The sequence below is a fragment of the Burkholderia sp. MSMB1459WGS genome, assembly GCF_001534535.1.
GTDB lineage: Bacteria > Pseudomonadota > Gammaproteobacteria > Burkholderiales > Burkholderiaceae > Burkholderia.
Genome location: NZ_LPMU01000023.1, coordinates 565,720 through 592,366 on the forward strand (window position 1 = coordinate 565,720; position 26,647 = coordinate 592,366).

General features: G+C 69.5%; 21 protein-coding genes. 11 read left to right on the forward strand and 10 right to left on the reverse strand.

All coding sequences use genetic code 11. The annotated features are described in order from the left end of the window. Positions 1 to 47: 47 nt before the first annotated feature. On the reverse strand, positions 48 to 770 hold the full coding sequence (locus WT97_RS10205) for a FadR/GntR family transcriptional regulator (protein WP_060353463.1): 723 nt from the start codon (positions 768 to 770) through the stop codon (positions 48 to 50). 267 nt (positions 771 to 1,037) lie between these two features. Here WT97_RS10205 and uxuA point away from each other — a divergent pair, with 267 nt between their 5' ends. From uxuA to WT97_RS10220, 3 genes are all read left to right on the forward strand, one after another. Next, complete coding sequence (gene uxuA / locus WT97_RS10210) at positions 1,038 to 2,099, forward strand: mannonate dehydratase (RefSeq protein ID WP_179949717.1); 1,062 nt, start codon at positions 1,038 to 1,040, stop codon at positions 2,097 to 2,099. Between the two features lie 72 nt (positions 2,100 to 2,171). Then, positions 2,172 to 3,482: an MFS transporter gene (locus WT97_RS10215; RefSeq protein WP_060353358.1), complete on the forward strand. Its 1,311-nt coding sequence runs from the start codon at positions 2,172 to 2,174 to the stop codon at positions 3,480 to 3,482. A gap of 307 nt (positions 3,483 to 3,789) precedes the next feature. Beyond that, on the forward strand, positions 3,790 to 4,179 hold the full coding sequence (locus WT97_RS10220) for a hypothetical protein (protein WP_034204738.1): 390 nt from the start codon (positions 3,790 to 3,792) through the stop codon (positions 4,177 to 4,179). Between the two features lie 243 nt (positions 4,180 to 4,422). Here the strand turns inward: WT97_RS10220 and WT97_RS10225 are convergent, their stop codons facing one another. From WT97_RS10225 to WT97_RS10240, 4 genes are all read right to left on the reverse strand, one after another. Further along, positions 4,423 to 5,703, reverse strand: coding sequence for a virulence factor family protein (locus WT97_RS10225; RefSeq protein WP_060353359.1), 1,281 nt, complete (start codon positions 5,701 to 5,703; stop codon positions 4,423 to 4,425). Further along, a complete protein-coding gene (gene mprF, locus WT97_RS10230; RefSeq protein WP_059505414.1) occupies positions 5,700 to 8,294 on the reverse strand; it encodes a bifunctional lysylphosphatidylglycerol flippase/synthetase MprF in 2,595 nt (864 codons plus the stop codon). The genes WT97_RS10225 and mprF overlap by 4 nt, the downstream gene beginning before the upstream one ends. A gap of 438 nt (positions 8,295 to 8,732) precedes the next feature. Then, on the reverse strand, positions 8,733 to 9,167 hold the full coding sequence (locus WT97_RS10235; RefSeq protein WP_059505521.1) for a hypothetical protein: 435 nt from the start codon (positions 9,165 to 9,167) through the stop codon (positions 8,733 to 8,735). Positions 9,168 to 9,246: 79 nt separating this feature from the next. Then, positions 9,247 to 10,161, reverse strand: a complete 915-nt coding sequence (locus WT97_RS10240) for a LysR family transcriptional regulator (protein ID WP_060353360.1) — start codon at positions 10,159 to 10,161, stop codon at positions 9,247 to 9,249. Positions 10,162 to 10,268: 107 nt separating this feature from the next. Here WT97_RS10240 and WT97_RS10245 point away from each other — a divergent pair, with 107 nt between their 5' ends. Next, positions 10,269 to 10,709 (forward strand): heme-binding protein, encoded by a 441-nt coding sequence (locus WT97_RS10245; RefSeq protein ID WP_059505418.1) that lies wholly within the window; start codon positions 10,269 to 10,271, stop codon positions 10,707 to 10,709. A gap of 4 nt (positions 10,710 to 10,713) precedes the next feature. Further along, complete coding sequence (locus WT97_RS10250) at positions 10,714 to 11,490, forward strand: SDR family oxidoreductase (RefSeq protein ID WP_060353361.1); 777 nt, start codon at positions 10,714 to 10,716, stop codon at positions 11,488 to 11,490. A 174-nt stretch (positions 11,491 to 11,664) separates the two neighbouring features. On the opposite strand, the gene WT97_RS10255 is transcribed toward WT97_RS10250, so the two are convergent. From WT97_RS10255 to WT97_RS10270, 4 genes are read right to left on the reverse strand one after another with little or no spacing between them, the layout of a single operon-like run. After that, positions 11,665 to 15,852, reverse strand: coding sequence for a bifunctional nitrate reductase/sulfite reductase flavoprotein subunit alpha (locus tag WT97_RS10255; RefSeq protein ID WP_060353362.1), 4,188 nt, complete (start codon positions 15,850 to 15,852; stop codon positions 11,665 to 11,667). A gap of 16 nt (positions 15,853 to 15,868) precedes the next feature. Further along, positions 15,869 to 16,213 (reverse strand): nitrite reductase small subunit NirD, encoded by a 345-nt coding sequence (gene nirD, locus WT97_RS10260; RefSeq protein ID WP_059505423.1) that lies wholly within the window; start codon positions 16,211 to 16,213, stop codon positions 15,869 to 15,871. 38 nt (positions 16,214 to 16,251) lie between these two features. Continuing rightward, positions 16,252 to 18,822, reverse strand: coding sequence for a nitrite reductase large subunit NirB (gene nirB, locus WT97_RS10265; RefSeq protein ID WP_060353363.1), 2,571 nt, complete (start codon positions 18,820 to 18,822; stop codon positions 16,252 to 16,254). Between the two features lie 22 nt (positions 18,823 to 18,844). Then, positions 18,845 to 20,170, reverse strand: a complete 1,326-nt coding sequence (locus WT97_RS10270) for an MFS transporter (protein ID WP_060353364.1) — start codon at positions 20,168 to 20,170, stop codon at positions 18,845 to 18,847. A 661-nt stretch (positions 20,171 to 20,831) separates the two neighbouring features. Here WT97_RS10270 and cobA point away from each other — a divergent pair. The 6 genes from cobA to WT97_RS10300 all read left to right on the forward strand — a co-directional run bounded on the left by cobA (position 20,832) and on the right by WT97_RS10300 (position 25,941). Then, the gene (cobA, locus tag WT97_RS10275; RefSeq protein WP_059789557.1) at positions 20,832 to 21,593 is read left to right on the forward strand and encodes a uroporphyrinogen-III C-methyltransferase; all 762 of its coding nucleotides are present in this window, start codon (positions 20,832 to 20,834) and stop codon (positions 21,591 to 21,593) included. A 120-nt stretch (positions 21,594 to 21,713) separates the two neighbouring features. Next, positions 21,714 to 22,310 (forward strand): ANTAR domain-containing response regulator, encoded by a 597-nt coding sequence (locus WT97_RS10280; protein WP_059789558.1) that lies wholly within the window; start codon positions 21,714 to 21,716, stop codon positions 22,308 to 22,310. Positions 22,311 to 22,315: 5 nt separating this feature from the next. Further along, the gene (locus WT97_RS10285) at positions 22,316 to 23,368 is read left to right on the forward strand and encodes a CmpA/NrtA family ABC transporter substrate-binding protein (RefSeq protein WP_060353365.1); all 1,053 of its coding nucleotides are present in this window, start codon (positions 22,316 to 22,318) and stop codon (positions 23,366 to 23,368) included. Between the two features lie 134 nt (positions 23,369 to 23,502). Then, a complete protein-coding gene (locus WT97_RS10290) occupies positions 23,503 to 24,102 on the forward strand; it encodes a uracil-DNA glycosylase family protein (RefSeq protein ID WP_060353366.1) in 600 nt (199 codons plus the stop codon). Between the two features lie 80 nt (positions 24,103 to 24,182). Continuing rightward, positions 24,183 to 25,124: a helix-turn-helix transcriptional regulator gene (locus WT97_RS10295; protein ID WP_060353367.1), complete on the forward strand. Its 942-nt coding sequence runs from the start codon at positions 24,183 to 24,185 to the stop codon at positions 25,122 to 25,124. 118 nt (positions 25,125 to 25,242) lie between these two features. Next, entirely contained in the window at positions 25,243 to 25,941 is a 699-nt protein-coding gene (locus WT97_RS10300; RefSeq protein WP_034204722.1) for a fumarylacetoacetate hydrolase family protein, read from the forward strand. A gap of 54 nt (positions 25,942 to 25,995) precedes the next feature. On the opposite strand, the gene WT97_RS10305 is transcribed toward WT97_RS10300, so the two are convergent. Continuing rightward, entirely contained in the window at positions 25,996 to 26,535 is a 540-nt protein-coding gene (locus WT97_RS10305; protein ID WP_059505523.1) for a DUF4303 domain-containing protein, read from the reverse strand. Between the last annotated feature and the right edge of the window lie 112 nt (positions 26,536 to 26,647).

Consider the following 26,647-nt stretch of genomic DNA (forward strand, 5'->3'; position numbering starts at 1 on the left):
CTCGGCCCGCGTCGGGCCGCGATTACACGAATACGCGAATACGACCGTCAGCGCCAGGCCTGCGTGAATTCGGCGATCACGCGCGACAGGTGGGCGCGCATCGCGTCGCGCGCTCCGTCCGCATTGCGCGCCATGATCGCCGCGAAGATTCGCTGGTGATCCTCCTGCGACGCCTCGCGCAATGCGGTCGAGTGAAAGTGCTCCTCGATCTTGTCCCACAGCGGATCGCTGCGCGCGCAGTCCCACATCGCCGTGACCATGTGCAGCAGCACCGTATTGCCGGTGGATTCCGCGATTCGCAGGTGAAACTGGCGATCGGCCGCGTCGTAGGCGGCCTTGTCGCTCATCTGCTCGCGCATCGTCGTCAGCGAGAAAAACAGGCGATCGAGATCGGCATCCTTGCGTTCGGTCGCCGCGAGCGCCGCGACTTCCGCCTCGATCAGCCCGCGCGCGCGCAGCGTCTCGATCGGCCCCGGCCCGCGCGGCACGTCGAACGTCACCGGCCGCGCGGCATCGGCCGCCGACACGTAGATGCCCGAGCCGATCCGCACCTCGACGATCCCCTGCACCTCGAGCGCGATGATCGCCTCGCGCACCTGCGTGCGGCTCACGCCGAACTGGTCGGCCAGGCTGCGCTCCGACGGCAGCCGTGCGCCGGCCTCGAACGCGCCGGCGGCCACCATCGCGTGAATCTGTCGCGCAAGGCCGATATAGGAGCGGTCCGCGGCATCGGTGTCGCGGCTGACGGACAGGGTGGAAAGATCGGTCATCGAAAGGCTCGCAACGGGCTGGCCGGCACCGCTGCGGCACCGGATCGCCAAAATGGTACACCAATTTGGTTCGAAGCCGGTTCGCCCTGCCGGCTGGCCCTGCCAGCCGTTTCCCGGACTGTCATGCCGACCGTCGCCCACGCGGACAACTGGTAAACCACTATCCCGCACAACTGGCATACCAATCATAATTCGCACACCGACGCCGGGCCGGCACACTGCCGCCCGGTCGTCCGCCGCATGAACCGCCAGCCAGGAGCCGCTCCAGTGAAGATGTCTTTCCGTTGGTACGGCGAGTCCGATCCGGTCTCGCTGCAATACATCCGCCAGATCCCCGGCGTCACGCATATCGTGTCCGCGATCTACGACGAACCGGTGGGCGAGGTCTGGCCCGTGCACAAGATCGATGCGCTGAAGGCGACGATCGAACGCGCGGGCCTGCAATTCGACGTCGTCGAATCGGTGCCCGTGCACGAGGACATCAAGCTCGGCAAGCCGACCCGCGACCGCCTGATCGACCACTACCGGCAGACCATTCGCCATCTCGGCGCGGCCGGCATCCGCGTCGTCTGCTACAACTTCATGCCCGTGTTCGACTGGACGCGCACCGAGCTGTCGAAGACGCTCGACGACGGATCGACCTGCCTTGCGTTCAGCACCGACGCGGTCGACCGGATCGATCCGAACGACGGCATCGCGCTGCCCGGCTGGGATTCGAGCTACCGGCCCGAACAGTTGCAGGCGCTGCTCGCCGACTACCGCGACGTCGACGAGAACGCGCTGTGGGCCAACCTCGAATACTTCCTGAAGGCAATCATCCCGGTGGCCGAGGAAGCCGGCGTGAAGATGGCGATCCATCCCGACGATCCGCCGCGCCCGATCTTCGGGCTGCCGCGCATCGTGAAGAACCGCGACGATCTCGCGCGGATCGTGCGCATCGTCGACTCGCCCGCGAACGGGCTGACGCTGTGCTCGGGCTCGCTCGGCGCGGGCCCCGAGAACGATGTCGAAGCGCTCGTGCGCGAATTCGGCGCGATGGGCCGGATCCATTTCGCGCACATCCGCAACGTGAAGGTCGACGCGAACGGCGATTTCGAGGAAACCGCGCACCTGTCGAGCTGCGGCTCGCTCGACATCGCCGCGATCGTGAAGGCGTATCACGATACCGGCTTCACCGGCTACGTGCGCCCCGACCACGGCCGCATGATCTGGGGCGAGACGGGCAAGCCCGGCTATGGCCTCTACGATCGCGCGCTCGGCGCGGTCTACCTGAACGGCCTGTGGGAAGCGCTGGCGAAGTTCGACCGCGCGCCGCAAGCGTCGCGGTAATTCGCCCTTCGAGGCGGCCGGCGCAGCGGATCGCCGGTCGCCCGCCACGATATTCCGCGCGGAGACACCTGCATGCCACGCATCCGATGGGCCATGATCCTGATGTGCTTTCTGGCCAACGTCATCAACTTCATCGACCGCGCGAACCTCGCGATCGCGGCGCCCAGCATCCGTGCCGACCTCGGCCTCGACGCGGTCGGCATGGGGCTCGTGCTGAGCGCGTTCTTCTGGACCTATGCGTTCCTGCAATTGCCGGCCGGCTGGTTCATCGACAAAGTCGGCGTGCGCGTGAGCCTCGCGCTGGCCGTCGGCTGGTGGTCGGTGTTCACCGTCGCGACGGGCGCCGCGCGCGGCCTCGCGCAACTCGTCGGCGTGCGGTTGATGCTCGGCGTCGGCGAAGCGGCCGCGATCCCTTCGTTCGCGAAGGTCGCGTTCAACTGGTTTCCGCGCAGCGAGCGCGGCCTGGCCAGCAGCATCTTCGACAGCGGCTCGCGCGTCGGCTCCGCGCTGTCGCTGCCGCTCGTCGCGTGGCTGATCTCGATCGTCGGCTGGCGCGGGTCGTTCGTGATCACGGGCGGCATCGGCATCGTGTGGGCGCTGGCATGGTGGTTCGTCTATCGCGACCCGGAACGCTATCGCGCGATCGCGCCGGACGCCGTCGATGCGCTGCTCGCGCAACGCGGCGCACCGTCGGTTGCGGCCGCAACCGACGGCCCGAAGGTGTCGTGGCTCGACCTGTTCCGCTACCGCACCGTGTGGGGCATGATGATCGGCCTGTTCTGCCTGAACTTCGCGATCTACTTCTTCATCACGTGGTTCCCGAGCTACCTGTTGCAGTCACGCGGCTTCTCGCTCGCATCGCTCGGCACGTGGGGCATGCTGCCCGCGCTGCTCGCGATTCCCGGCGGCTGGCTCGGCGGCTACGTGTCGGACAGCCTGTTCCGCCGCGGCTGGAGCGCCACCGCCGCGCGCAAGACCTGCCTCGTGCTCGGCATGCTGCTGTCGTCGTCGATCGCGCTGTCCGCGTTCGTCGAAAACGTCTGGGCCTGCCTCGGCCTGTTCGCGCTCGCGTATGCCAGCCTGTCGTTCGCCGGCGCCAACGTGTGGACGCTCGTCGGCGAAGTCGCGCCGACGCCGGCGCACGTCGCATCGCTAGGCGGCATCCAGAACTTCGCGGGCAATCTCGCGGGGATCTTCATCACGACCTTCACCGGCGTGATGCTGTCGATCACGAAAGGCTCGTTCGTCGTGCCGCTCGCAGTGGCCGGTGCGCTGTGCGTGGTCGGCGCGCTGTCGTACCTGTTCGTCGTCGGCAAGGTCGAGCCGTTGCCGCCGCTGCGACGCGGCGGCAGCGAGAGGAATGTCGAGCCGAACGCGGCCTGACCCAGCGGGACGGCGCGGCCGACACACCCGCGCTTTCCCTTTCGGGCCGCGCATCGGACGATGGGCCGCGCCCGCCGTTTCGGGCGCGCTCGGCCTCGAACGCTGCGTGCGCGTGAACCTCGGCCATCCGTGGAGCCGCGACATCGAACGTGCGATCCGCGTGCTCGACGAACCGGTCGTGCAGCCGTCGGTCCGCAAGGCCGGCCGAATCGCGCGACGAGTATGCTGCGCTGGCTGCATCACGGCCATGCAGCCGATCGGCGCGCGGGTTACATTGCAACTCCCGCCGCCCTTTTCCCGATTGCCCATGAGCCCACTGCCTTACCTCGATCACGACGCGCTGCTGACACTGGCGGCCGAGGCCGCGCACGTCACGCAGCCGTGCACGTGCACGAAAACCTCGCTCGCCGGCTGGACGACCCTGCCGCTGTCGCTGCCGGACACGCAATTGATCGAAGTGGCCACGCTCGCGCCGCCGGACGACGCGGAGCCGACCTACGCGGAACATCATCCGGCCGGCACGCGCTATGCGTCGGACGACGCGCCGATCGCGCCGCGCCATTTCCCGTACAACCGCTGCACTGTCAGCCGCTGCCGCGCGTGCGGCCGCCTGTTCCTGCGTTACCAGGAAGGCGGCGGCTACTTCGTCGACCAGCGCATCCGCGCGCTCGATCCGGCGCTCGTCGTCGACGCATGACCGCGTAACGTACGGGGTTTTCGGGCTCGGTGCCCATGCTCGGCGACGACACCGACCTCGCGGCCGCACGGCGGCTGCTCGACCGCTTTCCGGGCTTCCTGCAGCACGATGCGAGAACGCTCATGCCGCCTCAGGACGCGGCAGCGTAGGCCGGAAAATGAAACGGGCGGCTCGCTGGCCGCCCGTACGATGAACCGGAAGCAAACCGGCCGACGCCCGCCGTCACGCCAGCGCCGCCGGCGTTCAGTGCGCCGCTGCCGGCTTGCCGAACGCGCCGAGGATCTTCTTCTCGAGCGCGATGTAATCGCGGCCGAAGTGGTGATCGCCCTGCGTCTTGATCACGTCGGCGCCCGTGTTCGCGAGCGCCGGACACATCGTATCCGTCTCTTCCGCACCATAGAAGCACTGCACGAGTTGCGGCGGCACCTTCGCGATTTCCGGCGCGACCTTCAGCGCCTTGTCGCTCGCGGGCATGCCGAGCCAGCCCGTCACTCGGATCTGGAAATCGGCCGACGGCGCGAAGCCGAGCAGCGACATCACCGCGACCTTGTCGCGCAGGTCCGCCGGCAGCCGGTTGTACGCGAACGGCATCACGTCGGCGCCGAACGAGTAGCCGACCAGCGCCACGCGGCTCGCATGCCAGCGCGCCATGTAGGTGCGCATCACGCGGGCAAGATCGCGACTCACCTGTGCGGGCGGCTTCTCGCTCCAGAAATAACGCAGGCTGTCGATGCCGACCACCGACACGCCGTCGCGCTGCAGCGCCTCGGCGATCGTCTTGTCGAGATCGCGCCAGCCGCCGTCGCCCGAGATCACGATCGCGAGCCGGTCGCTGCCGCCCTTGGCCGGCAGTTCGACGAGCGGCAGATCCGACACGTCGAGCTCGTCGCTGCTGCTGGTGTCGCGCAAGTGCGACGTGACGAGCGACACGAGCTTGGCCGAGTCCCCCGCGGCAGCCGTTTCGACGAAACCCGGCATCGCGCGGCGCACGATCGTCGGATCGGGCGGACACGGCTTGAAGCGCGGATCGAGCTTCGCGGCCGGCCCGACCGCGACGACGCCGGCGATCGTATTCTCCGGCGCCATCGACAGAATCTGCTTGGCGATCGCGCCGCCCTGGCCCACGCCCGCGACGATCGGCGTGAAATAGCGCGACGATTGCGCGAGACGTTCGAGCTGATGGCTGACCGCCTCGGCGTCGCCGTCGAGGTGATGGCAGGCCTCCTGCTTCGCGGCGAGATTCGCCGCGTAGCGCCCCGAATCGACGCCGACCGTCATCGCACCGGCTTGCGCGAGCGCGTCGGCCGCCTGCTGATCGGCGGCCTGCCAGCCTGCCCCACGCGAGAACAGCACGACGAACCCGCGCAGCGGCCCGCTCGGCCTGGTCACGGTCACGGGCCCGTAGCGGCCGCCGGACACGGTCTCGGCTTTCGCGGCGGCCGGCTGCGCGGCGCACGCGGCGCCGGCCAGCATCATTCCCGCGCAGGCGGCTGCCGCCCGCGCGATTACCTTCTTCAACATCATGAACGCCGACCTCCAGCCAGCAATGACAGATCCGCAAGCGTGACGAACACGCCGACCGAGCCCGAGGCCGCGAGATAACGCGGCTCCCAGTGCGGTTCGAACTTGCTCTTGAAAGCGCGCAAGCCGCGGAAGTTGTAGAAGCGGCCGCCGAAGCGCCAGACCATCAGGCCGAGCCGGTGGAACGGCGACGGCATCTTCGCCGCCCCCATCCCCGAGAACGGCGCGATGCCCAGGCTCAGCTTGCGGAACCCCGCTTCCTTCAGATGCAGCGCGAGCTGCGTAAACAGATACTCCATCGCGTACGGCGACGCGTCCGGCAGATGGCGCATCACGCCGACCGTCGCCTCGGTGTGGAGATCGGTCGTCATGAACGTGACGAACGCGATCGGCTTGTCGGCCTGCCGCACCAGCATCACCGACTGCGTCGCGAGATAGCCGTCGTGGAACGCCGCCACCGAGAAACTCTTCTCGCGCGCATCGCGACTGTCGAGCCAGCCGTCGGAGATGTCGCGCAGCGCCGGCAGCGCGGCCGGCACGTCGCCCGGCGCGATCACCTCGACCGTCAGCGCATCCTTGTCGCCACGGCGCAGCGCGTAGCGCAGGTGCGATCGGTTCGATCCTTTCAGATCGAACCGATCGAGCGCGATGTGCGCTTCCTCGCCCAGCTTCATCAGCGTGAGCCCCGCGTCGAGATACAGCGGCAACGCGTTGGCGCGCACCTGGTAGAACGCCGCGCGGCCGCTGTGCGCGTGCGCGAGCGCGATGAACTTGCTGATCAGCGCCGGCCATTCTTCACGCGGCCCGACCGGGTCGTGCAGCGCGGCCCACGTGCGGCCGTTCTTCGCGTACATCAGGAACGCGCGGCGCGACTCAGAGAACAGGAACGACTTGTCGCCCATCAGCGCGAGGCCCGCATCGCTGCATTCCTGCGCGCGGATGATCTGCTCCGCGTCGACCAGGTCCTGCTCCGCGGGCTTCACGAAACGTCCGGGCGCCGGGCGCAGCAATTGCCACAGCGCGAACAGCGCGACGAACACGCCGGACGCGAGCGTCGCGCGCAGCGCCCGCGGCGCGCGCGCATCGAACGAGAAATGCGACCACAACTCGCGCGTGTAAGGCACGTCGCGGAACGCGAAGAACAGCACCCACACGGCCAGCATCAGCACCATCGCCACCGACACGAACCAGCTGACGGTGAAGCGCTCGGCGAGCAGCGAAGAATGACGGTTGAAGCGGCGACGGCTGACGAGCAGCAGCACGAGCAGCGTGCCGAGCACGCCGGCCTCGACGAACGCGAGGCCCTTGGCCAGCGACAGCGCGAGGCTCGCGAGCGTCAATGCGAAGGTCATCCACCAGGCGCCGTCGAGCCGGCGCAGCAGCCCGCGCGCGACGAACAGCAGCGCGACGCCGAGCACGCTGCAGATTACCTGCGAGCCTTCGAGCACCCACAGCGGCACGATGTGGCGCAGGATCGCGATCCGATGCCAGAACGCGGGCGTCGCGCTCGAGATCACCAGCATTCCGCCGACCGCGAACGTCACGAGGCTCAGGAACACCGGCGCCAGTTGCGACACGCGCACGGCCTGCCGCGTCACGAGCCGGCGCCGCAGCGCGCGGCCCTCGAAACCGGCGAGCAGGCCGGCCGACAGCACGAGCGGCACGCCGAAATAGATCGCGCGATACGCGATCAGCGCGGCGACCATCGCGTGCGCGGGCACTTCGCGACCGAGCGTGAAGACCATCGCCGCTTCGAACACGCCGATCCCGCCCGGCGTATGGCCGATCATCCCGAGCAGCAACGCGGCCGCGTAAACGGTGATGAAGGTCGGGAAGCCGACTGGTGCAGCCGGCAGCAACACCCACAGCGTCAGGCCCGCGGCAACGACGTCGAGCACCGCATAGACGACCTGCGCGACGAGATCGCGTCGCGCCGGCACGTCGAACGACAGCCATTTGAAGCGCGTGACGACCGGGCGCGCGGTGTTGCCGCACAGCACGACCAGCGCGGCGAGCACGACGAGCAGTGCAACACCCGTCCACGTGAGCACGCCGGGCGCGACGTGCAGCATCGCGGCGAGCGCCTCCGGCACGCAGACCATGCCGACCGCCGTCATCAGCACCATCGCGAGCGCCAGCGTGCCGCTCGTGAATACCGTCATCCGGCCGATCTGGGCAGGCGTGACGCCCGACACGCCGTACACGCGCGCGCGCACCGCGCCGCCCGTCAGCGCACCGAAGCCGGTCGCGTTGCCGAGCGCGGAACCGGCAATCGCGCCGATCCACAGCGCGACGCGCGGCACCCTGGCCGCGACATAGCGCAAACCGACCGCGTCGCGGGCGACGAGCGCGAGATAGCTGAGGGCCGTCGCGGCCAGCGACGCGCCCCACTCGCGGACGGACATGTGACGCAACTGGCGGATCACCGACCGGTAGTCGACGGATTCCGACAGATGCTGGAAAACCACGATCAGCAGCAGGCCGATGCCGAGCGCGAGCAGCGGCGACAGCACGCGCTCGTTGCGGATCAGCGCCCGGGCACGGGCGATCACCGCCGCGGCGCGACCGGGCGAACCAGAGTGGCGGGAAGACATAACGTGTTCAGTGGTGGTGCATAGCGTGTCGCGGCGCGGGTTGGCCGGGCGGCGACGTATCTGTTGTTCTGCGTGGGCGGCCGGCCGAATACGGCCTCGTGGCGCCTGGATCAGAACTTACGAGTATACGGAATTAATATTACAGAATCTTTCACGTCGACTTTGTGCGGATTTGTGGTTTCTCGCACATCGTTTCTCGCACATCGAGACGCACCGGGAAACAGGGCGTCCTGCGAACGCAAGGTGCGCATCATACCGGGAACCGGGGCGATTTTTTCATCGGATGAATGACTTGCGATGCATTTGGGAGGAATCTGCCGCGCCGAGCCCGGCGGATGAGGATGAAAACGCGACGGCACGGCGCGTTTCGGGATGGGAACGGGTGGATTCGGTGCGCCCGTCCGGCGCACCCCCGGCGCGGAAACATACCGCCGCGCGTCATTTCGCCCGCTCATGCTCCCCGAGCCCGATCGCCTTGTAGTCGTATGTCGGGTAGAACTCCGTGCGGTACGCGCCCCAGGCCGTATCCTCGAGTACACGATTGACCTCGCGCAGCCGCGACGCCGGCAGCCGCAGCACGACGATCTGCCCGATCCCCATCGTCACCGTCCAGCTCACCACCTCGACGCCCGGCGGCGGAAATGCCTTGTAGAACCCCTGCTTCGCGAGTTGCGCATTCAGTTCGGCGAGCGGGCGCGACTGGTCGTGCTTCAGGAACACGGTCAGCAGCACCGCGTTGTCGGGCGTCGCGGCGGCCGAACCTGCCGGCACCGTCGACGTCTGGCCGATGGCCGGTGCGCTGGAAACCGCGGCGGCCGCCAACGCGGCGGCAATCACGAACGTTCGAATCGGAAAATGCGGGAAGACGGTCATCACGCGACTCCATGGCTTCGTGGGAGGAGCCGCCATCATGCGCCGCCGGATCCATTGCTGCAGCGAGCGGCCGAGGCGATTACGCCGCGCCCGCCCCTTCGCGCTCGCGGAGCACGTCGATGAACGCGCGCAGCTTGGCCGGCACGTGCTTGCGATTCACGTAATACAGCCACATCGGCGGCAGCGTGCGGCACGCGCCCGGCAGCACCTCGACGAGCGACCCGTCGCGCAGGTCCTGTTCGATCCGCTCGCGCACGAACGCGAACGCAATGCCGACACCGGCGCGCGCCGCGTCGATCACCGCATCGTCGTCGTTCGTCACGAACACGCCGTCCGGATCGAGATCGACGTCGCGTTGCCCGTCGCGCAGCAGCCATTTATGCAAACGGCCGCTTTCCGAGAAACGGAAACGAACGCACGCATGACGCTCGAGCTGCGCAATCGATGCAGGCGCACCGTACCGCGCCAGATAAGCGGGCGACGCGACCAGCGCACACGTCAACGCAGGCGCAATCCGCACGCCGATCATGCCCGGCTGCAGCCGGTCGGCGAGGCGAATCCCCGCATCGAAGCCGTCCTTCGCGATGTCGACGAGTTCGTTCTCGTAGCGAATTTCGAGCCGGACTTTCGGGTAGCGCTCGCGGAACGTGGCGAGCACGGGCGCGATCACGAGCAAGCGCGCGAGCGGCAGCGCGGTCACGCGCAACAGCCCGTTCGGCTCGCTGCGCGCATCCTTCAGTTCGTCGCGTGCCTGCACGACCTGACGGTACGCAGGCTCGGTCTGCCGCAGATAGCACTGGCCGGCTTCGGTGAGGCTGACGCCGCGCGTGCTGCGGTTGAACAGCTTCACGTTCAGCTCGCCCTCGAGCTGCCCGATCGCGAGGCTGACGGCAGCCGGCGTCAGGCCCAGCGCGGCGGCGGCGCGCGTGAAGTTGCCGGCCGTCGCGACGGTCATGAACACGTGCAGCCCGGCCATTGGATCGCGTCGGCTCATCGTCTGTCCATCATTAGAAAAACTTGAAACTACTTCGAGCGGAATACGAATTCTCCCATATACCGTCGCTGCCTACACTGGCGCTGTCGTCCCCATCGGAGCATCGCATGAACCCGCTCACCGCCGCACTGCCCCTCGCCGCCGCCCGCCGCACGATCGACGCGGCGCTCGCCCATGCCGCGTCGCTGCAGGTGGCCGGCGTCGCGATCGCCGTCGTCGACGCCGGCGCCAACCTGCTCGCATTCGCGCGCACCGACGACTGCTTTCTCGGCGCGATCGACCTCGCGCAGCGCAAGGCGCTCACGGCGATCCGTTTTCGCGCGTCGACCGCGTCGCTCGGCGCGCTGTCCGGCGCGGACGGGCCGTTGCGCGGCATCGAGCACAGTCACGGCGGGCTCGTCACGTTCGGCGGCGGCGAGCCGCTCATCGACGGCGACTGGCGCTGCGTCGGCGCAGTCGGCGTGTCGGGCGGCAGCGTGGAACAAGACGAAGCGATCGCGCGAGCCTGCAGCGATCATTTCCTGGCAACACTCAACCGCAAGGAGTAAGCACATGGCACGGAAACGCATCCTCATCACCGGCGCGGGGTCGGGCTTCGGCCTCGAAGTCGCGCTACGGCTCGCCGAGCGCGGCCACGACGTGACGGCCGGCGTCCGCGCCGCCGCCGAGATCGACGTCGTGACGAGCGCCGCAGCGCGCCGCGGCGCCGCGCTGCGTGTCGTCAAGCTCGACGTCACGTCCGCATACGACCGCGCCCGCGCGGCCGATCTCGACGTCGACGTGCTCGTCAACAACGCGGGCGTCGGCGAAGCCGGCGCGCTCGTCGATCTGCCGATCGAGATCGTGCGCGAACTGTTCGACGTGAACGTGTTCGGGCCGCTCGAGCTCACGCAACAGATCGCGCGCGGGATGCTCGCGCGCCGGCACGGCAAGATCGTGTTCGTGTCGTCGATTGCCGGGTTGATCACCGGGCCGTTCACGGGTGCGTACTGTGCGTCGAAACATGCGGTCGAATCGATCGCCGAGGCGATGCATGCCGAACTGGCGCCGCACGGCATCCGCGTCGCGGTCGTGAACCCGGGCCCGTACCGCACGGGTTTCAACGACCGGATGATGGAAACGACGCGGCGCTGGCACGATCCGGCCGTGCATACCGTGACGCCGGAAAAGCTGACCTTCCCGCTCGAACAGCACGACCCGAAGGAAATGATCGCGAAGATGGTCGACGTGATCGATAGCGACGGCGGCGCGTTCCGCAACCTGCTGCCGCGGTCGGCGGAGGAATTCGTCCGCGCCGAGCAAGCGCATGCGTGGAATCGCCAGCAGTAATGCAACCCGGCGGCGGCAGGCGGTTCACGCAGAGGCGCCCCGCCAGCCGCCAGCCACGCCACGCGCAGCGTTCGCCATCGACGGCCGTCTCGACGGTCCGGACGCCGGCGACCGGCCAGTCGCCGCGCGGAGCCCGCGTGCAGGCGCGGCGGCATCAAGCCGTCGCGCCTGCGTTCAATACACGTCCCGCATATAGCGCCGCGCCTTCGAAAGCCGCGCGACGTAGTCGTTCGCGGCTTCGTCGGACATGCCGCCGTGCTCGGCGACGACCGCCTTGAGCGCCGTATCGACGTCCTTGGCCATCCGCGCGGCGTCGCCGCACACGTAGAAGTGCGCGCCTTCCTCCAGCCAGGCGAACAGCTCGGCGCCGTGCTCGCGCATCCGGTCCTGCACGTAGATCTTGTCTGCCTGGTCGCGCGAGAACGCGAGATCGAGCCGCGTGAGGAATCCGCTGTCGTGCATCGCGCCCAGCTCGTCGCCGTAGTAGAAGTCGGTTTGCGCGTGCTGCTCGCCGAAGAACAGCCAGTTGCGCCCGCGCGCGCCGCGCGCCCGCCGCTCGTGCAGGAAGCCGCGGAACGGCGCGACGCCGGTGCCCGGGCCGACCATCACGATCGGCACGTCGCCGTTCACCGGCGGCCGGAAATGCGCGGACTTCTGCACGAACACGGGCACGCGGCCGTCGTCCGCGCGATCGGCGAGGAACGTCGACGCGACGCCTTTGCGCGCGCGCCGGCCGTTGTGATAGCGCACGGCCGACACGGTCAGGTGAATCTCGCCCTCGTGCGCGCTCGGGCTCGACGCGATCGAATAGAGGCGCGGCTGCATGCGCTTGAGCATGCCGACCAGCTCCGCAGCCGACAGCTCGACCGGAAACTCGTGCAGTACGTCCGCAAGCTGTTGCCCCCACAACCACTGCTTGAGGTCGGCCTTGCGGTCTTCGCCGAGCAGCGACTTCAGCGCGCCGTTCGCGCTGCGCGACGCGATGAAGGCCAGCGTGTCCGGATGCGGGCGCGTGATGTCGAAGTGGCGCGCGAGCGCATCGCCGAGCCGGATATCGCCGATGCCCGCCACCGACACGGGCGCATCCGCCTTCAGCGCGGTGACGGACAGCAATTCCTCGACCAGATCCGGACAGTTGGTAGGCCATACGCCGAGCGCGTCGCCGGTTTCGTATTCGAGGTTCGCGCCCTGGGTCGACAGCGACACGTAGCGCGTGTCTTTCGCGGCGCCCGGCCGGTTCAGCCGCAGGTTCGCGACGAGCTTCGACGGCGCCGGATGCGCCTTCGTCGGCAGCAGCCCCGACGGGCTCATCGCGCCGGACGGCACCGCGTGCAACGCGGCATCGGCCTCCTTGATCCGCGCGACGACGCGCTCGAGCCACCGGTCGGCGTCGTGCTGGAATTCGACGTCGCAATCGACGCGCGCGCACAGGCGCACCGCGCCGAGTTCCGCGAGCCGCGCGTCGAGCCGGCGGCCGTGGCCGCAGAACTGGTCGTAGTTGCGGTCGCCGAACGCGAGCACCGCGAAATGCACGCCGTCGAGGCGCGCGGCGCTGCCGGCCTGCAGCGCGTCCCAGAACTCGCTGCCGTTGTCGGGCGCATCGCCGTCGCCGAATGTACTGGTCATCAGCAGCACGTATTGCGCACCGGCCAGCGACGTGACCGGATAGTCGGACATGCACGCGGTGCGGATCTCGAAGCCCGCGTTCATCAGCTTCGTCGCGTAATCCTCGGTCAACGATTCGATGTTGCCCGTCTGCGATGCCCACAGCAGCACGACCTTCGGGCGCGGGCGCACGATGCGCACGCCGCCGGACGCGGCGGCGTCGGGCGGCAGCGCGGGCGCCGCGGCGCTCTGCGCGCCGGCAGGCAGCGAGCGGCTGAACAGGCCCGCTAGCATGCCGTCGAGCCAGAACCGCACGGGCGCCGTCAACGGCGCGCCGGCCGGCAGCACCGGCACGCCGCCTTCGCGACGGCCGGCACTCGCCTTCAGCCCGCTGACGAGGCCTGCCACGTACAGGCGCTCCGTATCGGTCAGCGGCGGCGGCGCGAGATCGGCGACGCCGAGCGCGGCCGCGAAAGTGTCGATGTCTGCCATGTCGGATTCCTGTGAGGCTGCGGCCTGCGCGATTGCCGGCGCGGGCCGCGCGTCGTCGGCGCATGTATCGGGTTGCGCGGTGTCGTCGGCGGCGGACGCGAACGCGTCGGCCTCGACGCGCCGCAGCGCGACCGCGCAGTATTTCAGTTCGGGTTGCTGCGATTCCGGGTCGATCGCGTCGTTCGTCACCGCGTTGATGCACAGGTCGTCGCCGTATACGTCGTTCCAGTGCATCGGCGCGAAGCAGTTGCCGCGCCGCACGCGCTCGGTCACGACGGCCGGCAGCACCGCGCGGCCGCGCGCCGAACGGATCTCGACGCTGTCCTTCGCGGCGATGCCGAGCGCGCCGGCATCGTCCGGGTGCAGTTCGACGAACGGGCGCGGGTTGAGCTTGTTCAGCATCGCGACCTTGCCCGTCTTCGTCATCGTGTGCCACTGATGCTGCAGCCGCCCGGTGTTCAGCACGATCGGGAACGTGTCGTCGGGCAGCTCGGCCGGATCGACGTGCGGCCGCGCGAAAAAGCGCGCCTTGCCCGACGGCGTCGGGAACGCGATGCGCGGGGCGTCGCTGCCGTCGGCCGCCGTGCGCAGCGGCTGGCTCACGCCGTCGTTCAGGTAGCGGATCGGATGCCGCTCGCGCGCGGCGCCCGGTGCGACGGGCCACTGCACGGGCCCCTCGCGCAGCGCCGCATGGCTCGCGCCGCGCAGGTCGTAGCCGGTCGCCGGATTCGAGAAACGGACGATCTCGTCGAACACGTCGGCCGCCGACGCATAGTCGAACGCATCGCCGAAGCCCATCGCGCGTGCGACTTCCGCGACGATGCGCCAGTCGGGCAGTGCGTCGCCGGGCGGCGCGACCGCCGCGCGCATCAGCGTCATGTTGCGCTCGGAGTTGATCATCACGCCATCGCCTTCGGCCCACAGCGCGCCGGGCAGCAAGATGTCCGCGTAGCGGTTGGTCTCGGTGTCGAGGAACGCGTCCTGGGCGATCACGAGCTCCGCCGCCTGCAGCCCGGCGATCACGTTGCGCCGGTTCGGCACGGTCGCGACCGGGTTCGTGCAGACGATCCAGCATGCCTTGATGTCGCCGGCCGCCATGCGCGCGAACAGGTCCACCGTGCCCTTGCCCGTGTCCTTGCGCAGCGTGCCGGCCGGCACGCGCCACAGATTCTCGACGAAGCGGCGATCGTCGTCGGATGCCACCGAGCGCTGGCCGGGCAACCCCGGCCCCATGTAGCCCATCTCGCGCCCGCCCATCGCGTTCGGCTGGCCGGTCAGCGAGAACGGCCCGCTGCCCGGGCGGCAGATCTTGCCGGTCGCGAGATGCAGGTTGCAGATCGCGTTGGTGTTCCATACGCCGTGCGTGCTCTGGTTGAGCCCCATCGTCCAGCAGCTCATCCATTCCTGCGCGTCGCCGATCCATTGCGCGGCCGTGCGAATGTCGGCTTCGGCCAGCCCCGTGATCTCGGCAACGCGCTCGGGCGTGTAGTCGGCGAGGAACGCGGGCATCGCGTCCCAGCCCTCGGTGTATGCAGCGATGAACGCGGCGTCGGTGCGGCCGTTCGCATGCAGCAGATGCAGGAGCCCGTTGGTCAGCGCGAGATCGGTGCCCGGCCGGATCTGCAGGAACAGGTCGGCCTTGTCGGCGGTCGCGGTGCGGCGCGGGTCGACCACGATCAGCTTCGCGCCGGCCTTCACGCGATCCATCATCCGCAGGAACAGGATCGGGTGACAGTCGGCCATGTTCGCGCCGATCACGAAGAACAGGTTCGCGCGGTCGAAATCCTGGTACGACCCGGGCGGGCCGTCCGCGCCGAGCGACTGCTTGTAGCCGGTGCTCGCGCTCGCCATGCACAGGCGCGAGTTCGACTCGATGTTGTTGGTGCCGACGAAGCCCTTCGCGAGCTTGTTCACGAGGTATTGCGCCTCGATCGACATCTGCCCCGACACGTAGAACGACAGCGCGTCGGGCCCGTGCGTATCGAGCACCGCGCGCAGCCGCCGTGCAGTCTCGGCGATCGCGTCGCGCACCGGCAGCGGCACGAGGTCGTCCTCGCGCGCGCGCCGCACGAACGCGCGGTCGAGCCGCCCCGAGCGACGCAGCGCGACGTGCGCCGACGAACCCTTCGTGCACAGCCGCCCGAAGTTGGTGGGATGGTCGGCGTCGCCGGACACCTTGACGACTTCGCCCTCCTCGACGTGCAGCACCATCCCGCAGCCGACGCCGCAGTACGGGCACACGCTCTTGACGGGGGTGGCGGTCATGCGTGCTCCCGGGCGCTCAGGCCGCGATCCACACGAAGCCGTCCTCGACCCGCGACGGATACGCGTTCACCGACTGCTCGGGCGCTTCCAGGCATTCGCCGGTACGCAGGTCGAAGTGCTGCTTGTACAGCGGCGATGCGACCACGATGCGCTCGCCGAGGCTGCCGATCAGCCCGCGCGACATCACGGCGGCCTGCGACACCGGGTCGACGTTGTCGATCGCGAACACGCCGCCGTCGGGATGGGCGACGTGAAACACCGCGACCTGCTCGCCGTTGACGAGCGCGCACACGCCGGTGTTCGGCACGATGTCGTCGAGCGGGCACACGCGGGTCCAGGACAGCGGAAGACGATCGTTCATGATGGGCTCCTTGAAAAAGACGCTGGTGTCGGCAAGGGTCAAACGGTTGCGGGTTCAGCGACGACGGGAATCGACACGGGCTTGCCGCCCGCGCGTTCGCCGGGCGTCGCGGGCCGGATCTGGCCGCGCGTCTCGACGAATTCGATGGTCGTGTCGGGCGCGTCGCTGTTCACGAAGTGGCGGAAGCGCTTGCGCGTTTCCGGATCGGTGACGGCCCGCTTCCATTCGCACTCGTAGGTGTCGATCACGTGCTGCATGTCGGCTTCGAGTTCGGCCGCGATCGCGAGCGTGTCGTGCACGACGACGTCGATCAGGTAGTCGAGGCCGCCTTCGAGGTTGTCGCGCCACACGCTGGTGCGTTGCAGGCGGTCGGCCGTGCGCACGTAGAACATCAGGAAGCGGTCGATGTAGCGGATCAGCGTGTCACGATCGAGATCGGACGCGAGCAGTTCCGCGTGGCGCGGCTTCATCCCGCCGTTGCCGCACACGTACAGGTTCCAGCCCTTCTCGGTCGCGATGACGCCGACGTCCTTGCCCTGCGCTTCCGCGCACTCGCGCGTGCAGCCGGACACGCCGAACTTGATCTTGTGCGGCGCGCGCAGCCCCTTGTAGCGATTCTCCAGATCGATCGCGAGGCCGACCGAATCGTCGACGCCGTAGCGGCACCACGTCGACCCGACGCACGATTTCACGGTGCGCAGCGCCTTGCCGTACGCGTGCCCCGACTCGAAGCCGGCCGCGATCAGCTCCTCCCAGATCGACGGCAACTGCTCGACGCGCGCGCCGAACAGGTCGACGCGCTGGCCGCCCGTGATCTTCGTGTACAGGCCGTATTTTTTCGCGACCTGGCCGACCGCGATCAGCCCTTCCGGCGTGACTTCGCCGCCCGGCATGCGCGGCACCACCGAATACGTGCCGTCGCGCTGGATGTTCGCGAGGTAGTAGTCGTTCGAATCCTGCAGCCCCGCGTGCTCCTTCTTCAGCACGAACTCGTTGAAACACGACGCGAGGATGCCCGCGACGGCCGGCTTGCAGACGTCGCAGCCGAGCCCGCGGCCGTGCTTGCGCAGCAGTTCGTCGAACGTCGTGATGCGCTCGACGCGAATCAGGTGGAACAGCTCCTGGCGCGAATGCGCGAAGTGCTCGCACAGATGGTTGTTGACCGCGAGGCCCTGCTTCTTCATCTCGGCCTTCATGATCTGCGTGACGAGCGGCACGCAGCCGCCGCACGACGTGCCGGCGCCGGTGCACGTCTTCAGCGCGCCGAGGCTCGTCGCGCCGTCGGCCACGGCCGCGCAGATCTGCGACTTCGACACGTTGTTGCACGAGCAGATCTGCGCGGCCGCGGGCAGCGCGTCGACTCCGATCGCCGGCTTCGCCGCGCCGTCCGACGACGGCAGGATCAGGAATTCCGGCGACTCGGGCAGCTCGATACGGTTCAGCATCATCTGCAGCAGCGTGCCGTACTCGGCTGCATCGCCAACCATCACCGCGCCGTGCAGGAACTTGCCGCAGTCGGACACCACGAGCTTCTTGTAGACCTGGCGGCGCTCGTCCGCATACTGGTAGGTGCGGCTGCCGGCTGTCGTGCCGTGCGCGTCGCCGATGCTCGCGACGTCGACGCCCATCAGTTTCAGCTTCGTGCTCATGTCGGCGCCTGCGAACGCAGCGGCGGCGGCGTCGGCCGCGCCGCCGAGCTGTTTCGCCACCACGCGTGCCATGTCGTAGCCGGGCGCGACGAGGCCGTACACCGTCCCGTTCCAGGCCGCGCATTCGCCGATCGCATAGATGTCGGCGTCGCTCGTGCGGCATGCGCCGTCGATCGCGACGCCGCCGCGCGGGCCGATCTCGAGCCCGCACGCGCGGGCCAGTTCGTCGCGCGCGCGGATGCCGGCCGAGAACACGATCATGTCGGTGTCGAGATGCGTGCCGTCGGCGAACGCCATCCGGTGCGCGCCTTCGTCGCCGTCGACGATTTCGAGCGTGTTCTTGCCGGTATGCACGGTCACGCCGAGCGCCTCGATCTTCGCACGCAGCATCCGGCCACCGCCGTCGTCGACCTGCACGGCCATCAGGCGCGGCGCGAATTCGACCACGTGCGTGTCGAGCCCCATGTCGCGCAGCGCCTTCGCGCATTCGAGGCCGAGCAGCCCGCCGCCGATCACGACGCCGCGCTTCGCGTGCGCGCCGCACGCCTGCATCGCTTCGAGATCCTCGATCGTCCGGTACACGAAGCAGCCCGCGCGATCGCGGCCCGGCACCGGCGGCACGAACGGACGCGAGCCCGTGGCGAGCACCAGCTTGTCGTACGCGAGCGTTTCACCCGACACGAGCGTGACCGTATGCGCGGCGCGGTCGATCGACGCGACTTGCGCGTTCACGCGCAGGTCGAACTGCGGATGGCGCTCGAAGAAGCCGGGCTCGACGAGCGACAGGTCGTCCGCCGACTTGCCCGCGAAGAATTCCGACAGGTGCACGCGATCGTAGGCCGGGCGCGGTTCCTCGCCGAGCACGGTGACCTGCAGCGCGCCGGCCGTGCCGGCTTCCGCCGCGATGCATTCGAGGAGCTTGTGGCCGACCATGCCGTGGCCGATGACGATGAGTTTCATGATGACGGTTTCCTTCGGTCGATCAGTTCGCGGCGCTCGCGGCGGCCAGCGCGCGATCGCGCAGCTCGGCTTCGCGCGCCTTGTGTTCTTCGCTGAAGCGCACGGCCATCGCGCACAATGCGGTCGCGGTGACCGCGAGGCCGAGCAGGCTCAGCGTGTGCTGCACGTCGCCGACGCCCTTCAGCAGGAAGGCCGCGGCGACCGCGCCGACGTTGCCGCCCGCGCCGACGATCCCCGCGACGCCGCCGAGCGCCTTGCGGTCGATGAACGGCACGAGCGCGTAGGTCGCACCGCACGCCATGTGCGTGAAGAGGCCGAAGGTCAGCATCGCGACGAGGGCGATGCCGATGCCTTGCGCATGCGAGAACCAGATCAGCCCGAGCCCTTCGCCGACGATCAACGCGCACAGCAGCATCGCGCGCACGTCGAGGCTGCGGCGGGCGGCGATCTTGTCGGACAGCCAGCCGCCGAGCGCACGGGCGAACAGTGCGAGCAGGCCGAACAGGCCGACCGCGAAGCCGGCGTCCTTCAGCGACAGCTTGAAGTGATCGACGTAGTACAGCGCGGCGATGTTGTGGATGAACACCTCGACGCCGAAGCAGGCGCCGTACGTGACGAACAGCATCCACACGCGGTAGTTGCCGCAAGCGGCGAAGAAGCTCGCCCAGCCGCCCTTCTTGCCGCTGTCGACCGTCACGCCCTGCTTGCGCAGCGCGACGAAATCGCCTTGCGGGCAGTCCTGCGTGAAGCGCCAGTACGCCCACGCCATCGCGAGCATCGCCACGCCCGGCACGATCAGCGCGATGCGCCACGACGAGCCCTCGCCGAAGCCGAGCATCAGGCCGGCGGCGACGAGCAGCGGCATCAGCGCCTGCGTCGCGCCCGCGCCGGCATTGCCCCAGCCGGCCGTCGTCGCGTTCGCGGTGCCGACCACGTTCGGCGCGAACATCACCGACGTGTGGTACTGCGTGATCACGAAGCCCGCGCCGATCGCGCCGATGCCGAGCCGGCAGATCAGGAACCACAGGTAATCGTGCGTGAACGACACGGCGAACACGGGGATCGCACCGAGCAGCAGGAGCCCGGCATACACGCGGCGCGGGCCGAAGCGGTCGCACATCGGGCCGACCAGCAGCCGCACCGCGATCGTCGCGGCCACCGCGGCGATGTTGATGTTCGCGACTTGCGCCGCCGTGAGATGGAATTCGCGCGCGATCAGCGGCATCAGCGGCGCGCACGCGAACCATGCGAAGAAGCATACGAAGAACGCCATCCACGTCAGATGGAACGCGCGCATCGGCGCGGTGCGGAGGCTGAAGAGATCGATACGGGTAGCTTTGTCGGTCATGTCATCCGCCAAACGAAAAACGGCGTCCTGCGCACCCGGTCTCGTCGAGAGACCCGATGCGTAGGACGCCGTTGCCCATGAAGCCCGTTGCCGGGCGCTTCTGTTGATCGGTACTGCAGGCGAATCGCCGTTGATCCGCTCGCACCAGCTTATGCAAACGCCATGCCATATCGGCCCGAATCGCGCCGGCAGCCCCGCCGCGCAAGGCTCGCCGGCCAACATGCGCCGCGCTCCGGCACGCGGCGCGCGATGCGTCGCGATGCAGCGAGGCACAGATGTGGTGCGCTGCAGCACTGTCACCGTGCGACATTGCGGTGCGCGCCGACGGGGCGCGATGCACGCCGATGCGGCATCGCGACGGCCGGCGCGCGGCAAGGGCATGCATGCGCGCGGCCATCGCGCGGTGCGTCGCGGCACACGATGCCCACGCATGGGGCCGGTTGGCCCGGATATTGCTGAACCCCGTGCATCACACCGGCAACGGCGCCGGTGGGCAGTCCCCGCAAAACCCTGCTCGCGCTTCACGCGAGCCTCCAGGACAACGGCGTCCCTCCGCGCTCGGCCACGGCCGGATGCCGGTGCGTTTCGACCGCCCGCCGCCGCCGCGCAACAACGCGTTATCAGACCGCCGCAGGGATGCGATGCGGCACAGGAACACGACATGACGACAGGCAAAGTCACGCTGCTGGGCGCCGGCCCCGGCGATCCCGATCTCCTCACGCTGAAGGCGGTGAAGGCGCTGGCCGCTGCCGACGTGCTGCTGCTCGACGATCTCGTCGCGCCCGGCATCGTCGAACTCGCGCCGCAGGCGCGCGTGATCCGCGTCGGCAAGCGCGGCGGCTGCCGCTCCACGCCGCAGGCGTTCATCGAGAAGCTGATGCGCCGCCACGCGTTGCGCGGCGCGCACGTGGTGCGCGTGAAAGGCGGCGACGCGCTGCTGTTCGGGCGCGCCGGCGAAGAACTCGCGACGCTGCGTGCGGCCGCGATTCCCGTGGAGATCGTCAACGGCATCTCGTCGGGATTCGCCGCCGCCGCGAGCCTCGGCATCTCGCTCACGCACCGCGAGCACTGCCAGGGCGTCACGTTCGTCACCGCGCACCGCCAGGACCACGGCGAACCCGACTGGGCACGGCTCGCGGCGACCGGCACCACGCTCGCGATCTACATGGGGATGAGTCGCGTCGACCGCATCGCGGCGGGCCTGCTCGCCGCGCTGCCGGCGTCGACGCCGGCGGCGGCGGTGCAATGGGCCGGCACGCCCGACGAGCGCCGCTGGACCGGCACGCTCGGCACGCTCGCGGGCGGCATCGAAGCCGCGCGGCTCGGCAGCCCGGCCGTGATCCTCGTCGGCGGCGCGATCGGCGTAGCGGCCGCCCAGAGCGCGGACGCGGCAACCGGCGCGGCGCTTGCGCGGGCCGCCTGACGTGCGCGGCATCGCGCGGCTTCGGCCGCTCCCCGTTTCCTTCGCCGCCGGCCGCGCGTGCGGCCCGACTACATCGTTCGCCCCTTGCACCGACGCGTCACTGCCCCTGTTGCCCGCCACATGAGTTCGCCTGCCCTGCCCGCCCGCCTGCGCGTGCTGCTCGTCACCGATACCGACAAGCCGATCGGCGAACTCGGCGACGCGCTTTCGCGCCTCGGCTACGAGATGCTGAACGACGTCGCGACGCCCGCGCGCCTGCCGGTGGCCGTCGAGGAGCAACGCCCCGACGTCGTGATCATCGATACCGATTCGCCGTCGCGCGACACGCTCGAGCAACTCGCGGTCATGCATGCGACCGCGCCGCGCCCCGTGCTGATGTTCAGTCACGACGCCGACCAGGAACTGATCCGCGCGGCGGTCGGCGCGGGCGTCAGTGCGTATCTCGTCGAAGGGTTGTCGGCCGAGCGCCTCGCGCCGATTCTCGAAGTCGCGCTTGCGCGCTTCTCGCACGACGACGCGCTGCGCCGCCGGCTGGCCGACGTCGAGCGCGAACTCGCGGAGCGCAAGCTGATCGATCGCGCGAAACGCGTGCTGATGGACCAGCGCAAGCTGTCCGAACACGACGCGTATGCGGCGCTGCGCAAGCGCGCGATGGATCAGGGCCTGCGCATCGTCGACGTCGCGCGACAACTGCTCGACGCGTCACCCCAGTCATGAGTGCAATGAATACATCTCCTCCCGCCGCGCCGGAACGCGCACATCTTCGCCTCGGGTTCGTCGCACTCAGCGATGCGGCCCCGCTGATCGTCGCGCAGCGCCTGAACCTCGGCGCGCGCCACGGCCTCACGCTCGAACCGAGCCGCCAGCCGTCGTGGGCGGCCGTGCGCGACAAGCTGCTCAGCGGCGAGCTCGACGCCGCGCATGCGCTGTACGGGCTCGTCTGCGGGCTGCAGCTCGGCATCGGCGGCCCGCAGGCCGACATGGCCGCGCTGTTGGTGCTGAACCGCAACGGCCAGGCGATCACGTTGTCGCGCGGCCTCGCCGACGCGTACCGCCAAACCGCGAGCGTGCGCACCGCCTTCGCGACGCTCGGCCGCAAGCCGCTGCTCGCGCAGACCTTCCCGACCGGCACGCACGCGATGTGGCTGAACGCGTGGCTCGCGTCGCACGACGTCGATCCGCTGCGCGACGTGCGCAGCGTCGTGATTCCGCCGCCCGAGATGGTCGCCGCGCTCGCGGGCGGCGAGCTCGACGGCTTCTGCGCAGGCGAACCGTGGCATGCGGTCGCCGAAGCATGCGGCGCGGGCCGGACCGTTGCCGTCACGAGCGAGATATGGCCCGATCATCCGGAGAAGGTGCTGGCGACCCGGCGCGACTTCGTCGCGCTGTATCCGGCCACCGCACGCGCGCTGATCCGCACGCTCGTCGATGCATGCGCGTGGCTCGACAGCGCCGCGCACCGCCGCGAGGCGGCCGACTGGCTTGCGTCGCCCGACGCGCTCGGCGTGCCGGCCCGGCTGATCGCGCCGCGCCTGCTCGGCGACTACGGCGCGGGGCCGTTCGCCACGCCGCCGCTGCCGATCCGCTTCCACGACGGCGGCGCGGTGAACCGGCCCGATCCGCGCGAGGGCCAGTGGTTCCTGTCGCAATACCGGCGCTGGGGCATGCTCGACGGCGCGCACGACGACGCAGGCATCGCCGCGGCGATCGCGCAGACCGCGTTGTATGATGCTGCGGTCGCCGAAGGCGGCGCAGCGGGCCCGTCGCGGGCGTGACGCGCGCCGCGCGGTGCAGCCGACGTGTGCAGCCGAGGTGTGCTGCCGGGCCGGGGTGCCCGGCCGGTGCCCGCTCGTGCCGCTCGTGCCGGTCGCGCGACACCGCCTCGCCACTCCGTCCCCGCTCCGAATCGATGCCGAAACGAACGCGCGCGCCGCTCGACGTGCTGCTCACCGAAATCCGCGCGTGCCGTGCGTGCGAAAACGACCTGCCGCTCGGCCCGCGCCCGGTCGTGCGCGCGCATCGCGACGCGCGCATCCTGATCGTCGGCCAGGCGCCGGGCGCACGCGTCCATGCGAGCGGCATCCCGTGGGACGACGCGAGCGGCAAGCGGCTGCGCGACTGGCTCGGCGTCGAGCCCGACACGTTCTACGACGAGACGCGCTTCGCGATCGTGCCGATGGGCTTCTGCTACCCGGGCCGCGGCGCGAGCGGCGACAACCCGCCGCGCCCCGAATGCGCGCAACTGTGGATCGACCGGCTGGTGGCCGAACTGCCGTCGATCCGGCTCACGCTGCTGATCGGCCAGTACGCGCAGCGGCATTTCCTGCACGGCACGCGCAAGGCGACGCTGACCGGCACCGTCCACGCGTGGCGCGACTACGGGCCCGCGATCCTGCCGCTGCCGCATCCGTCGCCGCGCAACCAGGCATGGTTCAAGCACCATCCGTGGTTCGACGCCGAGGTCGTGCCCGAGCTGCGGCGCCGGGTCGCGCCGCTCGTGGCGGGCTGACCGCGCAAGCGCCCGTCCCCGTCGCGCCCGGTTCGCTGTACCATCGCGGCTCAACCGCGTCACGAACAGCAGAATCCTTCATGCCCTCCACCGCCCCGCCGCGCCTGTACGGGATGCCCGAACGCAGCGACCGGCTCGATTTCTACATCCGCGACCAGGCGTCGCGCCAGGCGATCACCGAGCCGCACCGGCACGCATATTTCCAGATCCAGTTCAACCTCGGCGGCGACACCGAGCAGCGCATCGGCGGCGTCACGCGGCCGTTTCCGCGCGGCGCGCTCGCGTTCGTGCTGCCGCACCGCGAGCACCTGATACCGCATCCGGAAGGCGCGCACTTCATCGTGATCAACTTCAGCCAGGCGTTCCTGCGCGCCGATCTCGACGTCGATCCGCTCGATCTCGAGGACGTGCCCGCGCACCGCTTCCCCGAACTGACGCCGTTCCGCTTCCAGGAGCACCTCGATTTCATCCTGACCGGCGACACGTACGACGAAGCGCGCCGCCTCGCGCTGTGCATGCTCGACGCCGACCGCGTGCGCACCTTCGGCTCGACCACGTTGCTGCGCGGCTACCTGCTGCAACTGATCGGGCTCGTCTGCACGCAGTACGCGGGCGCGCTCGACAAGCTCGCGCAGCGCGGCGCCCAGCGCGCCGGCCGGCGCGACGCGCTGGCCCGCGTGCTGCGCCACGTGCGTGCGAACCTGACCCGCGAGGACCTGACGCTCGCCGCGACCGCCGAAGCCGCGTTCCTCTCCCCGAACTACCTCGCGCACCTGGTCCGCAAGGAAACCGGCAGCACCTTCACCGATCTCGTGACCGAGCGCCGGATCGCGCTGGCGCAGTCGCTGCTGGCCCATACCAGCCGGCGCATCGCGGACATCGCACGCTCGGTCGGATTCCGCAACGAAGGGTATTTCGCGCGGCGCTTCCGCGCGCGGGTCGGCGTATCGCCGAAGGCCTATCGCGACGCGAACGCCGCGTTGCCCGACGGCGACGATGCGCCGGGCACCGCCGACGCGTAGTTTTGTCCCGGTAAAACGTAGTTGCGTCGCATCCGGGCGCACGCGCGTCGGGTATCGTTGCACGCATGCTGGCGCGGTGCGCCGGCCATCCGTCTTCCTGCCGAACGAGGGCCATCCGATGTCCGCCTATGTCATCGACGCCGCCGAGCGTCCTTCCGTCGAAGTCGACCAGTCGTCCGCGCGCTTTCCGGTGCGCCGCGTATTCTGCGTCGGCCGCAACTACGCCGATCACGCCCGCGAAATGGGCGCCGACCCCGATCGCGAGCCGCCGTTCTTCTTCACGAAACCGGCCGACGCGATCGTCCCGGCCAGCGGCACGGTCGCCTATCCGCCGCTGACGAACGATCTCCATCACGAAATCGAACTGGTCGTCGCGATCGGCAAGGACGGCCGCTCGATCGATCCGGCCGACGCGCTGTCGCACGTGTGGGGCTACGGCGTCGGCGTCGATCTCACGCGCCGCGACCTGCAGGCCGAAGCGAAGAAACTGAGCCGCCCGTGGGACTGGGCGAAGGGTTTCGACGCATCGGGCCCCGTGACCGCGCTGCGCGCGGCGACGGCCACCGGCCATCCGGCCGCCGGCCGCATCTGGCTTGCGGTCAACGGCGACACGCGCCAGCAAGGCGACCTCGCCGACATGATCTGGGCCGTGCCCGACGTCATCGCGTACGTGTCGCGCTCGGTCGAACTGAAGGCCGGCGACCTGATCTTCACCGGCACGCCGGCAGGCGTGGGCGCGCTGCAGCCGGGCGACCGCGTGACGGGCGGCGTCGACGGCATCGCGACGTTCGAATTCGTGGTCGGCGCGAAGCCGTAACGGCGCTTGCGGGGCGGCCGCCTGCCAGGGCCGCCCACGATACCCCGATGCCGGTCAAGCGTACCGGCGCAGGAAGGCGTCGGCGACGGCCGGCGGATTCAGCGCTTTCGCCGATGCGTTTTCCAGCGCCTCGGCTGCGTCGTCGTCGCCGATCGACACGAACAGCGTGATGGCCGCCCGGTCGTCGCCCGTGCCGAATACGCCGTCGCGATCGAGCAGGCGCAATGCCTCGATCATGTCGGCGTGCAGTTGCCGCGAAAATTCGGCGAATCGCGACCGGACGAACTGCGGGCTCAGCACTTCGTCGGCCAGCCTGCCGCAGATCGCGTTGAACGGCGACGCCTCGGCCGCCGCGTACGCCCATTCGGAAACACCCCACACGAACCGCGGATCGTCGTCCGCCACCGCCTGCTGCGCGCAGATCCGGCGCAGCCCTTCGACCGAATTGGCTGCCGGCGCCACCGTCATCGCGCCGCTGTCGGTGTACAACGCAAACGCGTAGAAATGCTCGTCCGGGTGCAACGCCCGCAGCGCCCTGAAAGTCGCCCTCGCGGCATCGGCAATGTCCCGCTGGAAATCAGAAAAGTCGCTCATCGCATCCTCGTCCAGTCGCCCTTCGTGCTCGTCGGGACACGCAGCGCGCGGATCGTGCATCGTCTCCCGGCATGCGGCGGATTGTCCGTCATTCGGCCGTCCGCCGGTACCG

Coding starts and splice junctions, on each gene's coding strand:
- WT97_RS10235 (WP_059505521.1), bottom strand. CDS start 9,167: ATGACCGTCTTCCCGCATTTTCCGATTCGAACGTTCGTGATTGCCGCC.
- WT97_RS10215 (WP_060353358.1), top strand. CDS start 2,172: ATGCCACGCATCCGATGGGCCATGATCCTGATGTGCTTTCTGGCCAAC.
- WT97_RS10250 (WP_060353361.1), top strand. CDS start 10,714: ATGGCACGGAAACGCATCCTCATCACCGGCGCGGGGTCGGGCTTCGGC.
- WT97_RS10220 (WP_034204738.1), top strand. CDS start 3,790: ATGAGCCCACTGCCTTACCTCGATCACGACGCGCTGCTGACACTGGCG.
- WT97_RS10255 (WP_060353362.1), bottom strand. CDS start 15,852: ATGACCGCCACCCCCGTCAAGAGCGTGTGCCCGTACTGCGGCGTCGGC.
- nirB (WP_060353363.1), bottom strand. CDS start 18,822: ATGAAACTCATCGTCATCGGCCACGGCATGGTCGGCCACAAGCTCCTC.
- WT97_RS10280 (WP_059789558.1), top strand. CDS start 21,714: ATGAGTTCGCCTGCCCTGCCCGCCCGCCTGCGCGTGCTGCTCGTCACC.
- nirD (WP_059505423.1), bottom strand. CDS start 16,213: ATGAACGATCGTCTTCCGCTGTCCTGGACCCGCGTGTGCCCGCTCGAC.
- WT97_RS10305 (WP_059505523.1), bottom strand. CDS start 26,535: ATGAGCGACTTTTCTGATTTCCAGCGGGACATTGCCGATGCCGCGAGG.
- WT97_RS10290 (WP_060353366.1), top strand. CDS start 23,503: ATGCCGAAACGAACGCGCGCGCCGCTCGACGTGCTGCTCACCGAAATC.
- WT97_RS10300 (WP_034204722.1), top strand. CDS start 25,243: ATGTCCGCCTATGTCATCGACGCCGCCGAGCGTCCTTCCGTCGAAGTC.
- WT97_RS10225 (WP_060353359.1), bottom strand. CDS start 5,703: ATGATGTTGAAGAAGGTAATCGCGCGGGCGGCAGCCGCCTGCGCGGGA.
- WT97_RS10240 (WP_060353360.1), bottom strand. CDS start 10,161: ATGAGCCGACGCGATCCAATGGCCGGGCTGCACGTGTTCATGACCGTC.
- WT97_RS10285 (WP_060353365.1), top strand. CDS start 22,316: ATGAATACATCTCCTCCCGCCGCGCCGGAACGCGCACATCTTCGCCTC.
- WT97_RS10205 (WP_060353463.1), bottom strand. CDS start 770: ATGACCGATCTTTCCACCCTGTCCGTCAGCCGCGACACCGATGCCGCG.
- mprF (WP_059505414.1), bottom strand. CDS start 8,294: ATGTCTTCCCGCCACTCTGGTTCGCCCGGTCGCGCCGCGGCGGTGATC.
- WT97_RS10270 (WP_060353364.1), bottom strand. CDS start 20,170: ATGACCGACAAAGCTACCCGTATCGATCTCTTCAGCCTCCGCACCGCG.
- WT97_RS10295 (WP_060353367.1), top strand. CDS start 24,183: ATGCCCTCCACCGCCCCGCCGCGCCTGTACGGGATGCCCGAACGCAGC.
- WT97_RS10245 (WP_059505418.1), top strand. CDS start 10,269: ATGAACCCGCTCACCGCCGCACTGCCCCTCGCCGCCGCCCGCCGCACG.
- cobA (WP_059789557.1), top strand. CDS start 20,832: ATGACGACAGGCAAAGTCACGCTGCTGGGCGCCGGCCCCGGCGATCCC.